The 18,220-nt window shown below is 49.0% G+C and carries 19 protein-coding genes and 1 other annotated feature (1 of these 20 cut by a window edge); of the genes, 13 read left to right on the top strand and 6 right to left on the bottom strand.

Going from position 1 to position 18,220, the window contains the following annotated elements:
• Positions 1 to 67, bottom strand: a sequence feature (Trp leader region); it reaches 36 nt to the left of the window's first position.
• Positions 68 to 180: 113 nt separating this feature from the next.
• Positions 181 to 660 (bottom strand): SsrA-binding protein SmpB, encoded by a 480-nt coding sequence (smpB, locus tag AB8S08_RS04695; protein ID WP_110076302.1) that lies wholly within the window; start codon positions 658 to 660, stop codon positions 181 to 183.
• A gap of 165 nt (positions 661 to 825) precedes the next feature.
• On the opposite strand from smpB, the gene AB8S08_RS04700 reads away from it, so the two are divergent.
• Genes AB8S08_RS04700 through sixA form a run of 3 tightly spaced genes read left to right on the top strand, consistent with a single transcriptional unit; the run spans position 826 to position 2,182 of the window.
• Positions 826 to 1,269: a type II toxin-antitoxin system RatA family toxin gene (locus AB8S08_RS04700; protein WP_110076303.1), complete on the top strand. Its 444-nt coding sequence runs from the start codon at positions 826 to 828 to the stop codon at positions 1,267 to 1,269.
• A 19-nt stretch (positions 1,270 to 1,288) separates the two neighbouring features.
• Positions 1,289 to 1,672: an RnfH family protein gene (locus tag AB8S08_RS04705; RefSeq protein WP_369744186.1), complete on the top strand. Its 384-nt coding sequence runs from the start codon at positions 1,289 to 1,291 to the stop codon at positions 1,670 to 1,672.
• A 3-nt stretch (positions 1,673 to 1,675) separates the two neighbouring features.
• Positions 1,676 to 2,182, top strand: coding sequence for a phosphohistidine phosphatase SixA (sixA, locus tag AB8S08_RS04710; RefSeq protein ID WP_369743871.1), 507 nt, complete (start codon positions 1,676 to 1,678; stop codon positions 2,180 to 2,182).
• Here the strand turns inward: sixA and smrB are convergent.
• Positions 2,142 to 2,705 (bottom strand): endonuclease SmrB, encoded by a 564-nt coding sequence (gene smrB / locus AB8S08_RS04715; protein ID WP_369743873.1) that lies wholly within the window; start codon positions 2,703 to 2,705, stop codon positions 2,142 to 2,144. The genes sixA and smrB overlap by 41 nt on opposite strands.
• A 164-nt stretch (positions 2,706 to 2,869) precedes the next feature.
• Between smrB and prmB the strand changes: the two genes are divergently transcribed.
• From prmB to AB8S08_RS04735, 4 genes are read left to right on the top strand one after another with little or no spacing between them, the layout of a single operon-like run.
• Positions 2,870 to 3,742 (top strand): 50S ribosomal protein L3 N(5)-glutamine methyltransferase, encoded by an 873-nt coding sequence (gene prmB, locus AB8S08_RS04720; protein ID WP_369744187.1) that lies wholly within the window; start codon positions 2,870 to 2,872, stop codon positions 3,740 to 3,742.
• Positions 3,743 to 3,787: 45 nt separating this feature from the next.
• Positions 3,788 to 4,888: a chorismate synthase gene (gene aroC / locus AB8S08_RS04725; RefSeq protein WP_313932624.1), complete on the top strand. Its 1,101-nt coding sequence runs from the start codon at positions 3,788 to 3,790 to the stop codon at positions 4,886 to 4,888.
• Between the two features lie 13 nt (positions 4,889 to 4,901).
• A complete protein-coding gene (locus AB8S08_RS04730; protein ID WP_369743874.1) occupies positions 4,902 to 5,489 on the top strand; it encodes an elongation factor P hydroxylase in 588 nt (195 codons plus the stop codon).
• Positions 5,490 to 5,492: 3 nt separating this feature from the next.
• Positions 5,493 to 6,635, top strand: a complete 1,143-nt coding sequence (locus AB8S08_RS04735; RefSeq protein ID WP_369743876.1) for an ATP-NAD kinase family protein — start codon at positions 5,493 to 5,495, stop codon at positions 6,633 to 6,635.
• Between the two features lie 6 nt (positions 6,636 to 6,641).
• On the opposite strand, the gene AB8S08_RS04740 is transcribed toward AB8S08_RS04735, so the two are convergent.
• Positions 6,642 to 6,962 (bottom strand): 2Fe-2S iron-sulfur cluster-binding protein, encoded by a 321-nt coding sequence (locus AB8S08_RS04740; protein WP_369743878.1) that lies wholly within the window; start codon positions 6,960 to 6,962, stop codon positions 6,642 to 6,644.
• Positions 6,963 to 7,091: 129 nt separating this feature from the next.
• Here AB8S08_RS04740 and gpt point away from each other — a divergent pair, with 129 nt between their 5' ends.
• From gpt to AB8S08_RS04765, 5 genes are all read left to right on the top strand, one after another.
• On the top strand, positions 7,092 to 7,577 hold the full coding sequence (gene gpt, locus AB8S08_RS04745; protein WP_110076310.1) for a xanthine phosphoribosyltransferase: 486 nt from the start codon (positions 7,092 to 7,094) through the stop codon (positions 7,575 to 7,577).
• A gap of 76 nt (positions 7,578 to 7,653) precedes the next feature.
• Positions 7,654 to 9,753, top strand: coding sequence for a TonB-dependent receptor (locus AB8S08_RS04750; RefSeq protein WP_369743879.1), 2,100 nt, complete (start codon positions 7,654 to 7,656; stop codon positions 9,751 to 9,753).
• Positions 9,735 to 10,781, top strand: coding sequence for a PepSY-associated TM helix domain-containing protein (locus AB8S08_RS04755; RefSeq protein ID WP_369743881.1), 1,047 nt, complete (start codon positions 9,735 to 9,737; stop codon positions 10,779 to 10,781). The genes AB8S08_RS04750 and AB8S08_RS04755 overlap by 19 nt, the downstream gene beginning before the upstream one ends.
• 44 nt (positions 10,782 to 10,825) lie before the next feature.
• Positions 10,826 to 11,740, top strand: coding sequence for a metallophosphoesterase (locus AB8S08_RS04760; RefSeq protein WP_369743883.1), 915 nt, complete (start codon positions 10,826 to 10,828; stop codon positions 11,738 to 11,740).
• 65 nt (positions 11,741 to 11,805) lie between these two features.
• A complete protein-coding gene (locus AB8S08_RS04765; RefSeq protein ID WP_369743884.1) occupies positions 11,806 to 12,492 on the top strand; it encodes a tellurite resistance TerB family protein in 687 nt (228 codons plus the stop codon).
• Here the strand turns inward: AB8S08_RS04765 and AB8S08_RS04770 are convergent.
• The 3 genes from AB8S08_RS04770 to AB8S08_RS04780 all read right to left on the bottom strand — a co-directional run bounded on the left by AB8S08_RS04770 (position 12,478) and on the right by AB8S08_RS04780 (position 16,411).
• Positions 12,478 to 14,655: a hypothetical protein gene (locus tag AB8S08_RS04770; protein WP_369743886.1), complete on the bottom strand. Its 2,178-nt coding sequence runs from the start codon at positions 14,653 to 14,655 to the stop codon at positions 12,478 to 12,480. The two genes, AB8S08_RS04765 and AB8S08_RS04770, sit on opposite strands and share 15 nt — an antisense overlap.
• A gap of 123 nt (positions 14,656 to 14,778) precedes the next feature.
• A complete protein-coding gene (locus AB8S08_RS04775; RefSeq protein ID WP_369743888.1) occupies positions 14,779 to 16,026 on the bottom strand; it encodes a hypothetical protein in 1,248 nt (415 codons plus the stop codon).
• Positions 16,027 to 16,180: 154 nt separating this feature from the next.
• Positions 16,181 to 16,411, bottom strand: a complete 231-nt coding sequence (locus AB8S08_RS04780) for a hypothetical protein (protein WP_369743889.1) — start codon at positions 16,409 to 16,411, stop codon at positions 16,181 to 16,183.
• Between the two features lie 258 nt (positions 16,412 to 16,669).
• On the opposite strand from AB8S08_RS04780, the gene AB8S08_RS04785 reads away from it, so the two are divergent.
• Positions 16,670 to 18,220 carry a hypothetical protein gene (locus tag AB8S08_RS04785; protein ID WP_369743891.1) on the top strand — a complete coding sequence of 517 codons (1,551 nt, stop codon included), beginning with the start codon at positions 16,670 to 16,672 and terminating at the stop codon, positions 18,218 to 18,220.

Consider the following 18,220-nt stretch of genomic DNA (forward strand, 5'->3'; position numbering starts at 1 on the left):
CTAACTACGTGAGAGACACGCACAGACACACCACCCGCTATATCGGGAGATGCCACCACCAGTTGAATGCTTGAACTGCGATTGGGTTTGTCATGTGTTTGCCTTACGCTTTTTTTTACTGTGTAACTATTTGACAGTGTTAACTTGTATACAGGAACTTACCTTGATTTAGATCACATGTCAACGCACATTATGTTTCATGATACGTGCTTTTTGACGCTGCCAATCACGTTCTTTAATGGTGTCGCGTTTGTCGTGTGATTTTTTACCCTTAGCGAGGTAAATCTCTAACTTCACTAAATGCCGCTTCCAATACATGGCGGTTGCCACAATGGAGTAACCATCACGCTCGCTAGCGCCAATCAATTTATCTAACTCACGTTTTTTCAACAGCAGTTTGCGGGTCCGTTCGGGGTCGCACACCACATGCGTAGACGCTGAAATCAGCGGTTGGATCTGGGCGCCTAACAGATAGGCCTCACCATTTTTGATGATCACGTAAGTATCGGCAATATTCACCTTACCTTCGCGGATGCTTTTGATTTCCCAGCCTTGCAAGGCGATACCTGCCTCAAACTTATCTTCGAGGAAGTATTCGTGACGGGCCTTTTTGTTCAGGGCTATAGTGCCTGAATTGACTTGTTTTTTAGCTTTGCTCATGTCAGTTATTATACCCATGCCTTGGTAAAATCATACGTTTTTATTGTCTTGTCGAAGGAATCAACAATTGTCATTGGGGAGATGATTCATGGCTTAAATTGCGCTATCATGCGCAGCATTTTACAGCTGTAACGCTTAGGCGTAAATCAGAGGATAAGAAAACCTATGCCAACAATCGAACGCAGCGCATTAGTGCCGTATAGTGACGAACAAATGTATGCGTTAGTCGACGACATTGATAGTTATCCGCAATTTGTGCCGGGTTGTCGAGCTGCGGCTATTTTAGAGCAATCTGCCGAGATGAAAGTGGCGCGGTTAGAAATCAGCAAAGCGGGTATCAGTAAGTCTTTTACCACGCGTAACAGCCTGCATCCGTTCAGCCAAATCGGGATGGAACTGGTCGATGGTCCGTTTGAGTATTTGCGCGGTGGTTGGAGCTTTCATCGGTTAGATGAACACGCCTGTAAAATAGTTTTACGGTTAGAGTTTGAATTTGCTAATCGCTTGTTAGGTATGGCCTTTGGCAAGATTTTCAATGAGCTACAAAGCCGCATGGTGGACGCCTTTGTACAGCGTGCGCAACAAGTGTATGGAGTGAATCGTGGCTGAAGTAAAAAAGGCTGAAGCAATGCAATCGGCAACAGCCGAGGCCGAACCTGTGCAGCCAGAACTGATACAAATAGAAGTGGCTTACGCGACGCCAGCTCAGCAACAAATTATCAAGCTCAGAGTGGCGGCTGAGACCCCAGTTCAGCAAGCCATTGAACAGTCGGGTATCCTTCAATACTTTCCTGAGATAGATCTTAGTCAGCAAAAAGTGGGTATTTGGAGTAAGGCGGTTAAATTAGACCACCAGGTGCGCGATGGCGACCGCATCGAAATTTATCGACCCCTCATCGCAGATCCGAAAGCCGTGCGCCGTCGCCGTGCCGATCAAGCGAAAGATGAAGGGCGTGCCGATCCTGTTACTGGCGGGCGTAAGCGCGAACGTGCGGCAACTGAGAGCGAATAAAGCGTGACAATAACCTTATATTTGATGCGTCATGGTGATGCGGTACCAGCTCAAGCCTTGCAAGCGGATGCTATTCGTCCGCTCAGCCCATTGGGCGAAGAAGAAGTGCTAGCGGCAGCTACTTGGCTGCAGCAGTACCTTGCTGAACAAGGCCAGTCAGGCCTAGATTGGCTGCTGGTGAGTCCTTATATTCGGGCCCAACAAACCGCCACCATAGTAGCGCAGACAACTACCGCCAAAGTACGTGACATCAGTCATGACATTACTCCAGCTGGTGATGCCGATATGTTCGCGGAGTGGTTGTGGCTTAAGTTAGCGGCCATTGCAAGCACTTCGGCGCAGGTGATGGTGGTGTCTCACATGCCCTTTATCAGTTATTTGGTGGCGGCCCTGGATCAAGCCACACCGCCACTCATTTTCCCAACTGCTGGCATAGCAGAGCTGCAAGTGGATATTGCCAAACGCAAGATCAGCTTTGTGCGGATGATTGCGGCAACTCCAGCAGAATAAGCAGTGCAGCATCGCCACCCCATTGCTTTGGTGCTTGGTGAAAGGCCTTGACGGCAGGGTGCTGAACCAACCAATGGGGCAGGTTTTCTTTTAAAATACCTTGGCCATGGCCACTCATAATGGCACAGCAGTCTATCTGCTGTTTTTGGCATGCGTATAACAAGGCAGCAATTTCCTGTTTGGCTACAGCTTGGGTTAAGCCATGCAAATCAAGAAACAGTTCCGGCGCAAAATCTCCCCGCCGTAATTGCTTTAATACATGGCTAGCTGTGCCCGGTGCCAGATAGCGTATGGCTCCTTCAGCAAAGTGCGCGCGATAGGTATCAGAGAAAAAGAATTCCGCCTGTTGTTGCTTCATTTGTTGTGCCGCAGAAAGTTCCGGGCGCCGCCTACGTAAACGTTTAGGCGTAACGCTAGCAGGCTGATGCGAATCATCCACAATACGTTTATCCACCTTCACTAAATCAGCAAAAGATGAAGTCTCGGCAAGGTCAGGTGCTGGCTTGTTTGGGTCTTTAGTCATGCGGTTTAGGTTCAGCTTATGTCCGGCTTAGGTTCGGGCTTAGGTTCGTCATAGGTTCCGCATAGGTTAGTGCGAAATGGGCCAGTTTAGGGTATCTTATAGCGTATTGGGGAACAACCAACAATTATCTGGAGAATGGATTGAGCGCATTTACTACAACGACCATGTTAGACGCTTTGCGTTGGGCTGTGACTGCGATGCAGCAGGCCGATGTTTATTTTGGTCATGGCACCGATAACGCCCACAGTGAAGCTCAACTCATGTTGGCTCATGTCACGCATTTACAATTTCAACAGCTCAATGGCTTTTTATCCGCTCATCTGACAGCTGCAGAATGGGAGCAGTTCAGTGGCCTGGTTAATGAGCGTATCAGCACTCGCAAGCCGGCGGCCTACTTGGTAGGGCAGGCATGGTTTGCGGGGCTTCCCTTTGTGGTTGACGAGCGGGTGCTGGTGCCACGTTCACCCATTGCTGAGCTGATTGAACAGCAATTTGCAACTTGGTTGACGCAACCACCTCAACGCATCTTAGATTTGTGTACCGGCAGTGGCTGTATTGCCATCGCTTGTGCCTATGCCTTTCCAGACGCTGAAGTAGACGCGTTAGATATCTCATTAGAGGCATTGGCGGTAGCGGAAGAAAATATCGCCATGCATGAGTTAGAGCAGCGGGTGTTTCCGATACAATCCAATTTATACGATGCTATTCCTAAGCAGCGCTATGACCTTATCGTCACCAATCCACCTTATGTAGATGCGGACGATATGGAAGACCTCCCTGACGAGTTTCATCATGAACCAGAGCTGGGCTTGGCAGCAGGTGAGGATGGCCTCGATTTAGTTCGTACGATTTTACGTGAAGCGCCAGACCATCTTACCGAGCAAGGCGTGTTGATATGTGAGGTTGGCAATTCATGGGTGGCATTGGCCCATGAATTTCCACAAGTGCCATTTGAGTGGATTGAATTTGAACGTGGTGGCGATGGGGTCTTTATGCTGCGCTACGCTGATTTAGTGGCTTGTCGCGACCTTTTTTAGTACTACCTAGCGTAAATAACAGAAGCATTCGGTAATAGAGGATTTATGGCTGCTAATACTTGGGGCGAATTATTTCGAGTCACCACCTTTGGTGAAAGCCATGGGCCCGCAATTGGTGCGATCATTGATGGCTGTCCGCCAGGATTAGCCCTTAGCGAAGCCGATATCCAGCCTTTTTTGGATAAACGCCGGCCTGGGCAAAGTCGTTATACCACCGCGCGTCGAGAAGCGGATCAGGTGCAAATTCTATCAGGGGTCTTTGAGGGACGAACCACAGGTACGCCGATCGGATTACTGATTCATAATACCGATCAGCGTAGCCAGGATTATGGCTCTATTAAAGACCAATTTCGCCCCGGCCACGCAGATTATACCTATGCACACAAATACGGTGAGCGTGATTATCGCGGTGGCGGCCGTTCGTCGGCGCGTGAAACGGCTATGCGCGTTGCAGCTGGTGCCGTGGCGCAACTTTATTTGGCCCAGCGATTAGGGATCACTTTCCGAGCAGCGGTAACCCAAATAGGCCCTCACCATGCCGACCCAACGGCGGCTAGTTTCGATTGGCAGCGGGTGCCCAATAGCCCCTTGTTCTGCGGTGATAGCGATTGTGAAGCCGCCGCTGCTGAGTACCTCAAGCAATTGCTAAAAGAGGGCGATTCGGTTGGGGCGCGGGTTAGATTAGAAGTACTAGGCGTTCCGGTAGGCTTAGGTGAGCCCGTGTTTGATCGCTTGGATGCTGATTTAGCCAAGGCATTGATGAGTATTAATGCTGTAAAAGCGGTCAGTATTGGTGATGGCTTTGCTGTGGCAGCACAACGCGGTAGCGAACACCGTGATGCGTTAACCCCCGCGGGCTTTAGCAGCAATCATGCGGGCGGTGTGCTAGGTGGTATTGCAACCGGTCAACCCTTGATTGCCGACGTAGCTTTTAAGCCAACCTCGAGTATTACCCAACCGGGTAGCACCATAGATAAAAACGGCAACGCTTGTGAGATAGTCACTCGTGGTCGCCACGACCCTTGCGTTGGTATTCGCGGGGTGCCAGTGGTTGAAGCAATGGCCGCCTTGGTGATCATGGACCATTGGTTACGCCATCGTGCTCAAAATGCTGATGTAAAACACAGTTTACCAACGATCGGTTGAGCATGAGTGGTAGATGATGACACTAGCACAAAGGGCCAACGAGCCCGATTATCTAGCACTTATTGACGTCTTTGAAGCGTGTTTTTTTGACAGCTATCGAACCCGCTTGGTAGCAGGTACCGACGAACCATATTATCAGCCAGGCGCGGACGGTGAGCCGCATCAAATCGTGTTCGCTCATGGCTTCTTTAGTTCGGCACTGCACGAGATAGCGCATTGGTGCATTGCCGGTGAAGCCCGTCGCCAGCAATTTGATTACGGCTATTGGTACGAACCCGATGGTCGCACCCCAGAGCAGCAGCGCTTGTTTGAGCAAGTCGAAGTAAAACCGCAGGCCATTGAATGGCTGTTCTGTGTCTGCTCGGGGCGTAAATTTCAGGTGAGTGTGGATAATTTAAACGCACTCGAAAGCGGCGCCGAGATAGATAGAAATGCTTTTACCGAGAACGTTCGGGCTCAGTTTAATGCCTACGTGGCAAACGGCTGGCCGCAGCGAGCTGCACAGTTTGCGGCCGCCCTTGCTAACCATTATGGCCAACCTTGGCCGGTTCAAGCTCAGCCTGCAGTGGTTGCTAAGCATAACCAAGGAGACCTGTTGTAACTCATGACTTCAAGTAATGTGATTCGTATTGGCTTGATTATCAATCCACTGGCAGGCTTAGGCGGCAGTGTCGCCCTCAAAGGCAGTGATGGTGCTGCAACCGCTGCGCAAGCATTGGCCCTAGGGGCTCAGCCACAAGCCCAGCAACGTACCATGCAGGCATTGAAGCAATTAGGAGCTTGCTCTGAGCAAGTGCAATTCTATTGTGGTAGTGACGAACTCGGCGAACAGGTTTTGCAGCAACTGGACTTGCCTCATCAAGTGGTTTACCACCCGAGTACGCAGCCTTCTACTGCCGCTGATACGCAAGCTATGGCACGTATGTTTGCGACTGAACAGCCGGTAGATTTGTTGTTGTTTGCCGGAGGTGATGGCACGGCTCGCGATATTTGTGCAGTGTATCCTGATGATCGCCCCGTGTTAGGAATTCCAGCAGGGGTAAAAATTCATTCCGGCGTGTATGCCATTAGCCCAGCGGCCGCAGGTAAAGTTCTACAGAAGCTGGTGAGTGGTGAGTTAACGTCGGTAACTCGCGCCGATGTCATGGATATTGATGAAGAAGCCTTTCGCGCTGGTACGGTGCGAGCCAAGCGTTACGGCGAAATGATGGTGCCAGCTGAGTTACAATACATCCAAGCGGTAAAAATGGGCGGTAAAGAAAGCGACGAATTGGTGCTTGCTGATATTGCTGCTGATGTCATTGAGAGCATGGAAGATGACACCCTCTACATTATGGGCTCAGGCTCCACTGTAGCCGCAGTGATGGAAGAGTTAGGATTAGCAAATACCTTGCTCGGCGTGGATGTGATTGCTGCTGGTCAATTGTTAGCACAAGATGTGACGGCCAAACAGCTAGAAGCTTTAGTTTCCGAGCATGCTGGCCCCGTGAAGCTAGTCATTACCGTGATTGGTGGGCAGGGGCATATTTTTGGTCGCGGTAATCAACAACTTAGCCCAGCTGTGATTCGTCACGTGGGGGTTGAGAATATAATTGTGGTGGCAACTAAACGCAAATTGCAGCAATTAAACGGTCGCCCGCTGTTAGTAGATACGGGCGACCCGGAGTTAGATCAAGAGTTGACCGGTTTGCAAACCGTCACCTGCGGCTATCATGACCAAGTGTTGGTACGTATCGCCGGGGTTTAATCGTAATTAATACTGAGATTTAGGTAATCTTACAACCAAGCCATCGAGTTCTTCGGTGATTTTAATCTGACAGCTTAAGCGGCTATGTTCGTTAGGCTCGATGGCCATATCTAGCATATCTTCTTCTCGCTCTGATGGCGGTGGAATAAGTGCTTGCCACTGTGGTTCTATGTAACAATGGCAAGTTGCGCAGCTCATCACGCCGCCACACTCACCAAGAATTCCATCAATCATATTATCCACAGCACCTTGCATGAGGTTTTCGCCCACCGCAATATCTGCATCAAATTGGTTCTCTTGTGCATCAATAAAAATAACACGAGGCATAAAACAAGTGACTCCATAAACTTAAAAATTAGCTGCTAATGAGCGCAAGGTTACCATAGTTTTAGGTAGCTTGCGGACAGAAATCCGCTAAAATGGGCGTTATTATTTGCAAATAAAGGGATGAAAACGATGGTCGGCCACACCAATAGAGAATTTTTTGTATCGTGGGAAGAACTCCACCGCGCCACCAAAGAACTGGCCAGACGCCAATTGCCGGCAGAGCAGTGGCAAGGCATCATTGCAGTATCTAGAGGCGGCTTAGTGCCGGCAGCTATTCTGGCGCGCGAGCTGAATATCCGTGTGGTAGATTCAGTTTGTGTCAGCTCGTACGATCATACCAGTCAACGCAGCGACATTAGTTTGCTCAAAGATGTGAACGCCACCACGGATGGCGAGGGCTTTCTTGTCATCGATGACTTAGTGGATACCGGTAATACCCTGAAGTTCTTACGAACGCGCTTTCCGAAAGCGAAATTTATCACCGTTTATGCAAAGCCGGCGGGTATGGATTTAGTCGATGACTTTGTGGCAAAACTTGAACAAGAAACCTGGATTCATTTTCCTTGGGATATGCATTTACATTACGTTGAACCGCTGGCCGGCAAAGAAAGTTAGACGCACAATGATATTGACGGAATAAATGCGAATCATTATCATTACCTCAAATTTTTTACTTGAGGTAGGATAATTCATGCGACTAGCACTTGTAACTCTAGCAATCACATCTGTTTTAGCTGGGACAACCACGTCCACACAAGCACAAGATCTTGCAGCTCAAGAAGTGATACAGGTTTCTGCAACTCGTACCGCACAACCCGCCAGTAGTATTGCTGCAACGGTTACTGTGATTGATGGCGAGGATATTCGCGAACAACTAGCAGTTGCTGATTCATTATCAGATGTACTAGGTAACTTAGTTCCTGCTTTTTCGCCATCACGGCAAAAGTTAACAAGTGCTGGAGAAACACTGCGTGGGCGTGAGCCACTCTACCTCATTGACGGTGTACCGCAATCAAATCCATTGCGAAATGGCTCAAGAGCAAGCTACACCATCGATCCGCTGATGATTGAACGGGTTGAGATTATCCATGGTGCTAGTGCTATCCAAGGGATGGGGGCTAGCGGTGGTATCATCAATATTGTGACTAAATCAGCAACAAATGGTTCGGACCAAGAGTTTGTTGCTGGTTTAACCACATCACCCGACGAATTTAGCGATGGTCTAAGTTATCGCGCCGGGTACCTAACCCGCCATGTCGCAGATGATTGGCAGGTGGTTGCAGGCGTACAGTTGCGTAGCACCGGCATGTACGTGGACGGCAATGGACAATTCATTGGTACTGATGTAACCCAAGGCGATACGCAAGACTCAGAAAGCTTTGATGTGTTCACTAAAGTAGGTTACCGCATCGATGACCAGCAGCATTTAGAATTGATGGTTAATCATTTTAATTTACAAGGCAATGGTGACTTTTCGCCGGTGAACGGTGATCGTACCGAAGGGCTAGCTGCTGTCTCAGTGAAGCAACCCAGTGAAGGTGATCCAGCTGAGAACAAGGTCACTACAGCCACGTTAACCTACAAAAATAAATCTGTGTTAGGTGCCGATTTAAACTGGCAAGTATTCCTACAAGACTTCTCTGCGTTATACGGTGGTGGTCGCTACGGTACCTTCCAAGATCCTGCCTATGGTGATGATATTTTCGATCAGTCACGTAATGATTCGAATAAGTTTGGTTCACGTTTAACTATGAACTGGAATGCCGGTACCGTTGTACCCATAGATGTAAGTGCAGGTCTTGATTATTTAAACGATAAAACCTTTCAGGAACTCGCGCAGACGGGGCGTAAATGGGTACCAGAAACTGCATTTGTGAACTGGGCACCTTTTGCACAGCTGCGCTATCAACAAAACGGGCTAACGATAAGTGGTGGCTTGAGATACGAATATGGCAAGCTAAAAGTAGATGATTTCACCACCTTATATGCCTACAACAGCAGTTTTGTTAAAGGGGGGCAGCCATCTTTTAACGAGTTACTTCCTAACCTCGGTATGGTGTATGAGTTCAATGACGCTCTACGAGTGTTTGCGAGTTACTCTGAAGGCTTTAGCATGCCAGACGTGGGTCGCGTGTTGCGCGGTATTGATACGCCCAACTTAAGTGTTGATAGCTTTTTGGATTTGCAGCCGGTTATTGCAGATAACCGTGAAGTAGGGATTGAGTATCGCGGTCAAGATCTTCGTGCAAGTTTGAGTTATTTTACCTCTGAGTCAGATTTAGGAGCACGTTTGCAACCGAATGCGGATGGTATTTTTTCTGTGGCCCGCGAGCGTACTGAAATTGATGGTATCGAGTTCTCAGCAAGCTATGCATTATCAAACGCCGCTAGCTTTGATTTGAACTACGCTGATACCGATGGTAAATACGACAGTGATGCAGACAATGTCGTTGATACCAAGTTAGGCGGACGTAATATCGCACCTCGGCGTTTAAACCTAAGCTGGAAGCACCAGTGGAGCGATCTAATCAATACCCGTTTGCAGTTAAATACGTTGTTTGATCGTGATATTTATTCAGGAGCTCAGGCAATCAATAACTTTGATGGCTACCAAACGATTGATCTACAAATGAATTATGATACTCCAGAATATGGCCTCTTTACGTTAGGTATTGAGAATTTACTGGATGAATTCTATCTAACTTATTACGCACAAACAGCAGGTGCAGATGCAACCAACTTTGCTGGTCGTGGCCGTACAGTGAGTGTCAATTGGTTCTATCAATTCTAATTAAGCTGCATCGCTGGCTTGGGTTATTCTTTGGTTTATGGTTGGTACTCGTCGCGCTGACGGGTACCTTACTGTTGTACAAAGTAGAGCTGCTGCAGTGGACTTACCCACAACTCAAGCTACAGCAAATACCAACACAAGCGACTGCAGCCGAGGTCTTTGATCGTTATCAAGAGGGGTATGCTTACCTGCCGCGTGATGCCAATCCGTGGCTTGAAATTGTCATGCCAAGTGGGGCTCGGCATTATTACAATGATCAAGGTGAGCACATCTTAGCACGCCCCTATTTAGGTGATTGGATTAGCGTGATGGTAGAGTTCCATCACCATTTGCTCTTGCATGATCTGGGCAAAGATTTGCTCGGCTACCTGGGAATAGCAGGGCTCATATTACTCATAACCGGACTTATTCGTTGGTGGCCACGTCATTGGTCCCGACGATTATTAAGTGTGCGCTGGGTATGGCCGTGGCAACGAGGCTTTGCCGCAACCTTGTTTCAGCTTCATAAGGTGGTTGGTAGTCTACTTTTTTTGCCTTTGTTGGTAGGCATACTGACCGGTACGGCCATCATGTATGCTGCTGACGTCAGTTCTGGTTTAACAGCCTTGTGGCCTAGCCAGCAGCAACAACCGATAACAGCAGAGCAATGGCACACAGTTGCAGCTGCGCACAGCTGGCAACAGCGCTTTGAGCGTGCACAACAATTACTGCCAGAGCATCAACCGCAATTGGTGTCTTTATCGAATCTTAGTATGAGGCTTACATTTCCTGGTGAATGGCATCCAAACGGCCGTAGTCACGTGCAATTTGATGCGAACACAGGGGCAGTGACGAGTGTTTACGATCTGCGCTATGATAGCCGAGGCTATCAGGTAAGCCAGATGATCTTTCCTGTGCATATTGCCGCAGTGGGTGGCTTAGGCTGGTTTATAGTCGTGCTCATGGGCGGCTTAGCGTTAGTACTTTTACCGCTAACGGGTATCTATTTTTGGGGGTGGCGGCAGTTTAAGCAGCGTGCTAGAAGATAATTCATTGGCTCGCTTAACCTAATAAACCTGAGGATATAGCATTGATGTTTGATGTGATCGGTGACATTCATGGTCATGGTGACCGGCTTGAAGCCTTGCTAAAAAAGCTAGGCTATCAGCTGCGTCAGGGTGCCTGGCGGCATCCCGAGCGAACCCTGATCTCGGTTGGTGATCTGATTGATCGTGGCCCACAACAGCGCAAAACCGTTGATATTATTCGTGCCATGCAAGACGCAGGGCAGGCGCAGGTGATTTTAGGCAACCATGAATTAAATGCAGTAGCCTGGACTCTCAGTGACGGCAACGGCGGCTTTTTACGTGCGCACAATGCTAATCATACCCGCCAACATGCGGCTTTTTTAGCTGAAGCAGAACAAGATAAAGCTTGGTATGCCAGTACCTTAGCTTGGTTTAGAAGTTTACCTGTTTACCTCGACCTACCGGCATTAAGAGTGGTTCATGCCTGTTGGCATGCGCCATCTAAAGCTATCATTGATGCCCATAGTGATGCCCAAGCGGTATTGACGGAAGCGGCTTGGATTGCAGCTAACAGCAAGGGACACGCCTTGTATGATGCCATCGAAGTGATGAATAAAGGCTGGGAAGTGAGCTTACCACCCGGCTATTCGTTTGTTGATAAAGGTGATCATCGGCGCTTTGCTATTCGTACTCAATGGTGGCGGACGGACACTCAGCATTACCGTGATTTGGCACTTGGGGTTGAACCACTCGAGACTTTGCCCGACGGCCCCATAGAGGCAGGTAAGCTACCCGGTTATGACCAGCACAAACCACTATTTATTGGGCATTATTGGATGCGTGGTCGGCCACAATTACAATCTCCACAGATTGCCTGCGTAGATTGGTCCGTTGCCGATCCTAGTGGTGACGGGGTACTAGCGGCTTATCGCTTTGACGGCGAGCAGCAATTAAGTAACGACAAGTTTGTTTGGGTTTGATCCTAGCCGGCTGAATTTTTTACGCTAACTAAGGTCGAAAGGTATAGATCATCAGGAGATAGCGTATGAATACAAAAGGTTTGCTCGAGCAGTTATTAGGGTCTGGTAGTTCGAATAATTCGGCCAGTAAAGGTCAAGGCCGTGGCTTCTTTGATAGTTTTGGTGGCGGTGCGGTTACTGGCGGAGCACTGGGTTTACTCTTAGGTAGCAAAAAAGGCCGCAAACTTGGCGGTAAAGTACTCACTTATGGTGGCCTCGCGGCGCTTGGGGTGTTTGCCTACAAAGCTTATAACAATTACCAGCAAAAACAGAGCAATACCACCAGCAACCCCAACAGCAACCCGCAAGGTTTCTCTGCACAGACCATTGATCGTGTGCCAGCGGCACAAGTAGAAACTCACAGTGTGGCAATTTTAACGGCGATTATTGGTGCTGCTAAAGCTGATGGCCATATTGACGAGCGCGAACGGCAGCTGATTGACCAAGAAATAGGCCAATTACAAACCGATGCTGATACCCAACAATGGTTGCAGGCTGAACTGGCTAAGCCGCTTGATCCTAGCGATGTTGCGAGGCAAGCGAGTTCACCAGAAATTGCGGCAGAAATGTATTTAGCTAGCGTGTTTGCGGTAGATACCCAAAACTTTATGGAGCGTAGCTACTTACAAGAACTAGCGCGCCAGTTACGGTTAGAGCCGGGCTTACAGGCCGAACTAGACCAGCAAGCCCGACAAGCATTACAGCAATCCTAGCGGCCAACCAAAGTGCCACACGTAGGCGCAAAAAACGATAGTCACTACCAGTAATAGCCAAAAACCCCAACGCGTGCGTGGTTGCGCGTAGGGGTCGGCTAACGCCCGCTCAGAGTGCTCTGGTAACTTAGCTACCCCGGTGAGTGCCGCCCCGAACGGGATATTAATGATAGCGCGAGTATTCACTGCCCAGCCATTGGCATCTAGCAGCGGGCCTAAATTGCGACGGCGCAGGGTCATGGCAGCCATCAACATTGATGGGCCAGAGATCAATAACATCACCCCTAGCAATACCAGTGGCATTTGCCATACCGGCAGCGCCAAAAAGCCAGCAGCGAGGGCGGCTAAAGCGGTACCAATGGCACCCAACGCCAAACCAATGGCGGCAAAAATACCGGCAAACTTGGCAATATCAAAACTGCTTTTAGCAGCTGGCGCTGGGGCTTTGGCAGTAGCTTGAGCACTTGCCTGAGTACTCGCTTGAGTGATGCCGGCGCTGGTTTTGCTATCAATGTCTTTATCGCGCGCAGCCGCAAATTTATTGATTTGCGTCTCAATAAAAGCAGCTAATCGTTTGTAGGGTGACCAGAACGCCTGGCGCACGCTGATCGGTTGTGACACTACCTTGGTAACCGTTGCCTTCCAATCGCGGCCTTGGCGATCATAAAAGACCCCATTGCGGCCGGCAGCCATCGAATAATCGACATCTCCTGCGGTGAGTGCGGCAACGATCTGCAGCGGGGCTTGGTCTTTACGGGTGCAGGTGCAGTAAAGCAGATAACAACCACTGAACGAGGCCATGCTGGCATGTTTAGCAGCATCGGCTACTCGCAATACGAGTTCGCAGCTGCGCTGATCAATAAACAAGGTACCGGCCTGAAAGATAGCTTTTTGGCGGCGCTGATAAAAGTCGCTTAAACTAACAAAGTTACGCAGGAGTTGTACCAAATCGCGCTGATAACGGCATAATTTTTCGAGTGCCTGCACGTTTTCAGCAAAACTGGTAATGGCTGCATCTTCAGCAATAAGAGCTGCTAAGTCGGCTTGGCCATGGCCTTGAGCCAGCTCAGCCAGGCGTTCAGCGGACAGTTGATGTAACGCACTTGCTGGGCGCTGTGCTTGCCACGCCTGCCATGGTGCCAATAAACCTTGCACTGCAGTCCAGTCAGCCCGGCTAAGATGGGTGCGAGTGGGCTCAGTACCTAACAGTGGCTCGACCACTTGGGTCAGTAGTTGTTGCATGGCATCAGCCCAAGCTGGGTTTACTCCGGTTTGCAATGGCAATGCTGCGGCAGCATCAATGGTGGCCAAGGGCAGGGCAGCCAATTCTGTATCTAAAGTAGCAATAGCGCGGTTACTTAAACTACCGTACACGCCGGTATCAGGATTTAACGAAGCAGCAGCGCGCTCATCAAAAGCGGCCAACTGGCAGCGCACAAAATAGTCATCCACTTTGGCTTGCACCCGTTCCAGTGCTGCTACTGCCGCTGGTGTTTCAGCTCCTAACGGCCATAATGTTGTATCGTCTGTATTCCCCGCCTGTTGCCAATCCACAATAGCTGCTGCTTGCTGAAAAAACTGCTCGAGCAAACTTTGGTTCACGCCCTGGCTGCCACTGCGATCGGCAACGCCACCTAAACAATCGATGATGTCTTGGATCAATTGCTGTAGTTGCGGATCTTGCGCCAACTGAGGCGCCACCACACCATCACCATTAAAATGGTCGGCAGCATAAAGTTTGGTGGTATCAAGAAAATCTTGCACCGTCAGAGCAGCATCGCTGGGCTTATCTAAGTAGGTCAGCACGCGCTGAGCTGCCGCATACAAGGCAGCACCCTCGGTATCGTCGGTCTTTAATGCAGTTAACGGCACACCTGGTTCAGCAAACATCAAGTTGCTATCCACCAGCCGAGCACAGCACCAGCGTACCGCCGCAAGTAACTCAGGTACCCGAATCTGGCCATCGTTATCGGTATCTAATAACGAAGTTGTGGCAGCATCAAACTCTAAGCCTAAGGTAGGACAGTTCAACACTGTCCATAATTTTTGGTCTAACTCGCTGAGGTGTTCTAAATCAGCGCCACGGCTAATCACCACTTGATCAAATCCGCCGGAACGAAAAAAGCGCCAAGTATGGGAAGATGAAGTTGAAGAGATGCTCACGATAACTGCTCCATGGAGTTACATATTAATTGATATGTTTAATCATTGAGCAGAAGCTGAAATAGCGCAAGTGCTATTTCAGCTTAGCTGGTTTTTAATTTAGCGCATGGTTTAAAGCATGAGTTAAAGCATGGTACGCATCGGTGTGCTTTCGAGCATTTGGGTGCTTAAGTGCTCAACCACATCATCAATCTCTTCAGTGCTTAAACCTAGCTTCACACTCAGGCCAATCTTATTCTGCTCAAGGTCGCGTTTCACGGTGAATTCGTTCACCCCTAACATACGCTCAAACAGGACAAACTCTTTGCGTCCTTGCAGGTCAACCAAGCTGACTTTCGAGCCAGAGTTATACACTCCCATCGGGCCTGCCGGGGTATTAAACCAATCCACAGCCCAAAAATAGTGCAAGTGATTCTTGGTGCCTAGCTGCGTATAAAGGCTCTCATAACTGTGTGATTTGGCACATTTACGAACAAAGTCGTTTTGTCGTTGACACTGACTGTATGCGGTCTGATTTTTACGATCTGAGTTCATGTTCAACACGGCTTTGGTACCATCATCAATGTTGAACAGCAGGTAATCGTCATCGCGGCCTACACCAAGCACCTGAAACGCGCTCATGAGGCCAACTTGGCCTGCGCCGGCAGAATCTTCATGACGCTCTAACAGGACCAAGCGCGTGCTACCCACATCGCCGCGCTGAAACGGCGTAGGGCTGAAGTCTTTAGGTAAACTTACAGTTTTGAAGTTTTGGCCAAATTCGTAGCTTATCAAGGCATTTGAGCGTTTTAAGATAACCCCTTTAGAGGTAGGCATGAAGGTACTGCCGCTGGCGTTTAAACCAGTCACAGTCGTGAGCCGGTAGCCGCTGTTACTGATGGTCATAGTGGCAAAATGGAGCGGGGCGGCACTACTACCAGCGCGGTGATATTTTAATAAGAGGGTATTGTCATCAAGCACCACCGAGTACACAAAAGAGCCACTCAAATCATCGCTGCCAACCAAGCTGATGCTGCCATCCAGATCAATATAGGCCTGCCCGTTAATATAGAGTTCGCCTTGTTGATTCAGAGAAAACGTGGCCGGGCCGCCGTCGGCATCAATCTCGGCAATCGCCGCTAACAGCTGCTCGTTCGTGAGTTCGGCTAAAGCTACTGCTGGTGCCGCTGGTGCTGGTTCAGGAGCTGCCTGAGCGGCTTGTTTCATGCCCAACATACCGGCCATCAAGCGCTCTTTAAAGGCTTGTTGTGCTTTGAGGGCTTGCGCCTGTTGCTCGGGGGTAGGTTGGTAAGGCTTCGAGGTGCTGCCGCAGCCAGCTAAAAGAGTGCTAGCTATAACCGCAGAAACTGCTGCAATAGTGAACTTTTTCATGATGTTACATCTCGTTTTTTGTTTTTATAGGGGCGGGCATAGTACGTCATCAAGACTAGTTTTGCCAGCCTATTTGTTAAAAAAACTAGACAGAAATCAACTTTATAACATATGTAAAAAGGCGATAATGGCATCTTCTTCTGCGGAAGATAAGCTAAATGGAATCACCAAATCGCTGGTTACCGGGTAGGGCTGTACCCATGGCAATTAAGGCTTGGGCATGCGCATCGGTGCTCCATACCAAACTCATGAGGACACTCACTAGTGCCAGTAGCAGCGGCATCAGAATAGGTAAACAGAGTAATAAAACAAGACTCCACAGGGCTAACCGAGCGGTGGGTTGAGGCGGCTGTTTTAGCTCAGATTGATAATTAGTGCCAGGCATAGTTTACTCCAAACCAAAAGGCGCGGCCGGAGAGCGTTCGCGATGAACGCTCGAGTTACGTGATTATTAGACTGGCCGGATCTTAATGCGAATTATTATCATTTGCAAATAATCGATGGGAATTTTTATAGGCTCAAAAACACAATCGCAAGCCTAGGTTTTTTAACACTTTTGTTTAAAAAAGATTGCATAGTTAGCAAACTGCTAACAGAATATCGATGCATTCGACCCTCTAATAACGGCTCACGGAGCAGCTTGATGACCTACATAGCAAAGCATTGGCGCGGTGAATTATCCTTGGCAGTCGCGTTCTGGATTAACCTGGTGGTGGTTAATATTGTGCTCAATATCCTGTCCTCGGTGGGCTTGGTGGTGCTGGTTGCATTGGCAGAAGTTGCAGGTTATTTCCCAAGCGATAGCGCCATCATGGTGGGGATGTTGGTGTTGGTGCTGGCCTACATCCTACTTAGTGTGTGGCAACTTGTGGGTACTTGGCGCTCAGCTCGCCGGCATATTCAACAAACGGGTCGTTATGGCTGGGCCATAGTCACCAAAATTTTAGTTTTTCTGGGTTGGTGTTCGCTGTTGTTTGTATTGCTCGCGGTGCTGATGGCGTTTACGGCCGAAGACGGCGATTGGTTTGAGTCGTTTGATACTGAACAAGTACGTTTGGATGACGCTGGGCATGTGCTCTTTGTTAACGGATATTTGGACCGCGGGCTTGCCAACTACGTGGATAAGCAATTAGCACAAGCTCCGCTAGTGCAAGTGGTAGCCTTAAATAGCGAGGGTGGTTTAGTTGCAGAAGGGCGCAAGTTAGGCGAAGTTATCAGCAATTACGGTCTAAATACCTATGTTAGCGAGTATTGTGCTTCGGCTTGCACCTTGGCTTTTATTGGCGGCTATGCTCGGTACCTTGCCCCCGGTGCTAACTTAGCTTTTCATCAATACTCGATGGAAAACCCTACGGCGGCGCAAGAAGCTGATTTAAAGCTTCAACAATACGATGACATGCAGTTATTTCGGCTAGCCGGCGCCAGTGAAAACTTTGTCCAGTCGATGTTTCTGGTAGCTGCTGACGATCTTTGGTATCCCACCATCGATGAACTGATTGAGCATGGCGTCGTCACCGCGGTCGCGCCGCTACGCCAACTGGTGCTGAAGCTCAGCAATCAACACGCCGGTCAGGTAACGGATGCCTATCAGCTCGCCGATGAAGCTTTTAGTCAATTGCCGCCCTTTATCACCATCGCCGAGCAAGCTCCCGAGGTGTATCAAGAGATCTTAAACGAGTTTGTGAGCTTGTACCAAGTTGGCGCGGATTTTTCTGAGATTCAGCTGCAGGTTGCCAACTACGTGAATGAACTGAAGTTTAATGCTCTGCTGGCGGTCCCTGATAAGGTAGTGATTGAATATATGCAAGCCGAATTGGATATTTACCGCGCCTTGGTTGAGCAAGAGCCGATTTTGTGTATGAAGGTGCTTTATCCCGATAGCTTTGGCAACATCGTCTTTACCAATCATTTTGATCAGCAATTTCTTAATAATCAATATCAAGCCGTCAGCTCATTGCTCAGCCACGGCTTAAACCAAGAGCCCGTGGCCATCAACCACGAAGGCGCCGAAAACGATTTGCCGCTAGTGCTCGAAGGCCTTGACGACTGGCTGCCGTACCTACAGAACTTAGGTAGCGATAGAGTGGGGTACGCCAACCATTGTCAGGCGACCATCCAATTATATGAGTCAATCTTAACCCGGTTACCAAGCGACCAAAGCGCTAACATGCTGCGCTGGATGATGGTGCCTTAG

The sequence above is a fragment of the Pseudidiomarina sp. PP-1MA genome, assembly GCF_041200125.1.
Classification (GTDB): domain Bacteria; phylum Pseudomonadota; class Gammaproteobacteria; order Enterobacterales; family Alteromonadaceae; genus Pseudidiomarina; species Pseudidiomarina fusca.

What these genes read in the sequence shown, in the direction of transcription:
- AB8S08_RS04760 (WP_369743883.1), top strand. Translation starts at nt 10,826, where the DNA reads ATGTTTGATGTGATCGGTGACATTCATGGTCATGGTGACCGGCTTGAA.
- smpB (WP_110076302.1), bottom strand. Translation starts at nt 660, where the DNA reads ATGAGCAAAGCTAAAAAACAAGTCAATTCAGGCACTATAGCCCTGAAC.
- AB8S08_RS04700 (WP_110076303.1), top strand. Translation starts at nt 826, where the DNA reads ATGCCAACAATCGAACGCAGCGCATTAGTGCCGTATAGTGACGAACAA.
- AB8S08_RS04735 (WP_369743876.1), top strand. Translation starts at nt 5,493, where the DNA reads ATGACTTCAAGTAATGTGATTCGTATTGGCTTGATTATCAATCCACTG.
- AB8S08_RS04740 (WP_369743878.1), bottom strand. Translation starts at nt 6,962, where the DNA reads ATGCCTCGTGTTATTTTTATTGATGCACAAGAGAACCAATTTGATGCA.
- AB8S08_RS04780 (WP_369743889.1), bottom strand. Translation starts at nt 16,411, where the DNA reads ATGCCTGGCACTAATTATCAATCTGAGCTAAAACAGCCGCCTCAACCC.
- gpt (WP_110076310.1), top strand. Translation starts at nt 7,092, where the DNA reads ATGGTCGGCCACACCAATAGAGAATTTTTTGTATCGTGGGAAGAACTC.
- AB8S08_RS04775 (WP_369743888.1), bottom strand. Translation starts at nt 16,026, where the DNA reads ATGAAAAAGTTCACTATTGCAGCAGTTTCTGCGGTTATAGCTAGCACT.
- AB8S08_RS04705 (WP_369744186.1), top strand. Translation starts at nt 1,289, where the DNA reads ATGCAATCGGCAACAGCCGAGGCCGAACCTGTGCAGCCAGAACTGATA.
- aroC (WP_313932624.1), top strand. Translation starts at nt 3,788, where the DNA reads ATGGCTGCTAATACTTGGGGCGAATTATTTCGAGTCACCACCTTTGGT.
- prmB (WP_369744187.1), top strand. Translation starts at nt 2,870, where the DNA reads ATGTTAGACGCTTTGCGTTGGGCTGTGACTGCGATGCAGCAGGCCGAT.
- AB8S08_RS04765 (WP_369743884.1), top strand. Translation starts at nt 11,806, where the DNA reads ATGAATACAAAAGGTTTGCTCGAGCAGTTATTAGGGTCTGGTAGTTCG.
- AB8S08_RS04730 (WP_369743874.1), top strand. Translation starts at nt 4,902, where the DNA reads ATGATGACACTAGCACAAAGGGCCAACGAGCCCGATTATCTAGCACTT.
- AB8S08_RS04785 (WP_369743891.1), top strand. Translation starts at nt 16,670, where the DNA reads ATGACCTACATAGCAAAGCATTGGCGCGGTGAATTATCCTTGGCAGTC.
- AB8S08_RS04750 (WP_369743879.1), top strand. Translation starts at nt 7,654, where the DNA reads ATGCGACTAGCACTTGTAACTCTAGCAATCACATCTGTTTTAGCTGGG.
- smrB (WP_369743873.1), bottom strand. Translation starts at nt 2,705, where the DNA reads ATGACTAAAGACCCAAACAAGCCAGCACCTGACCTTGCCGAGACTTCA.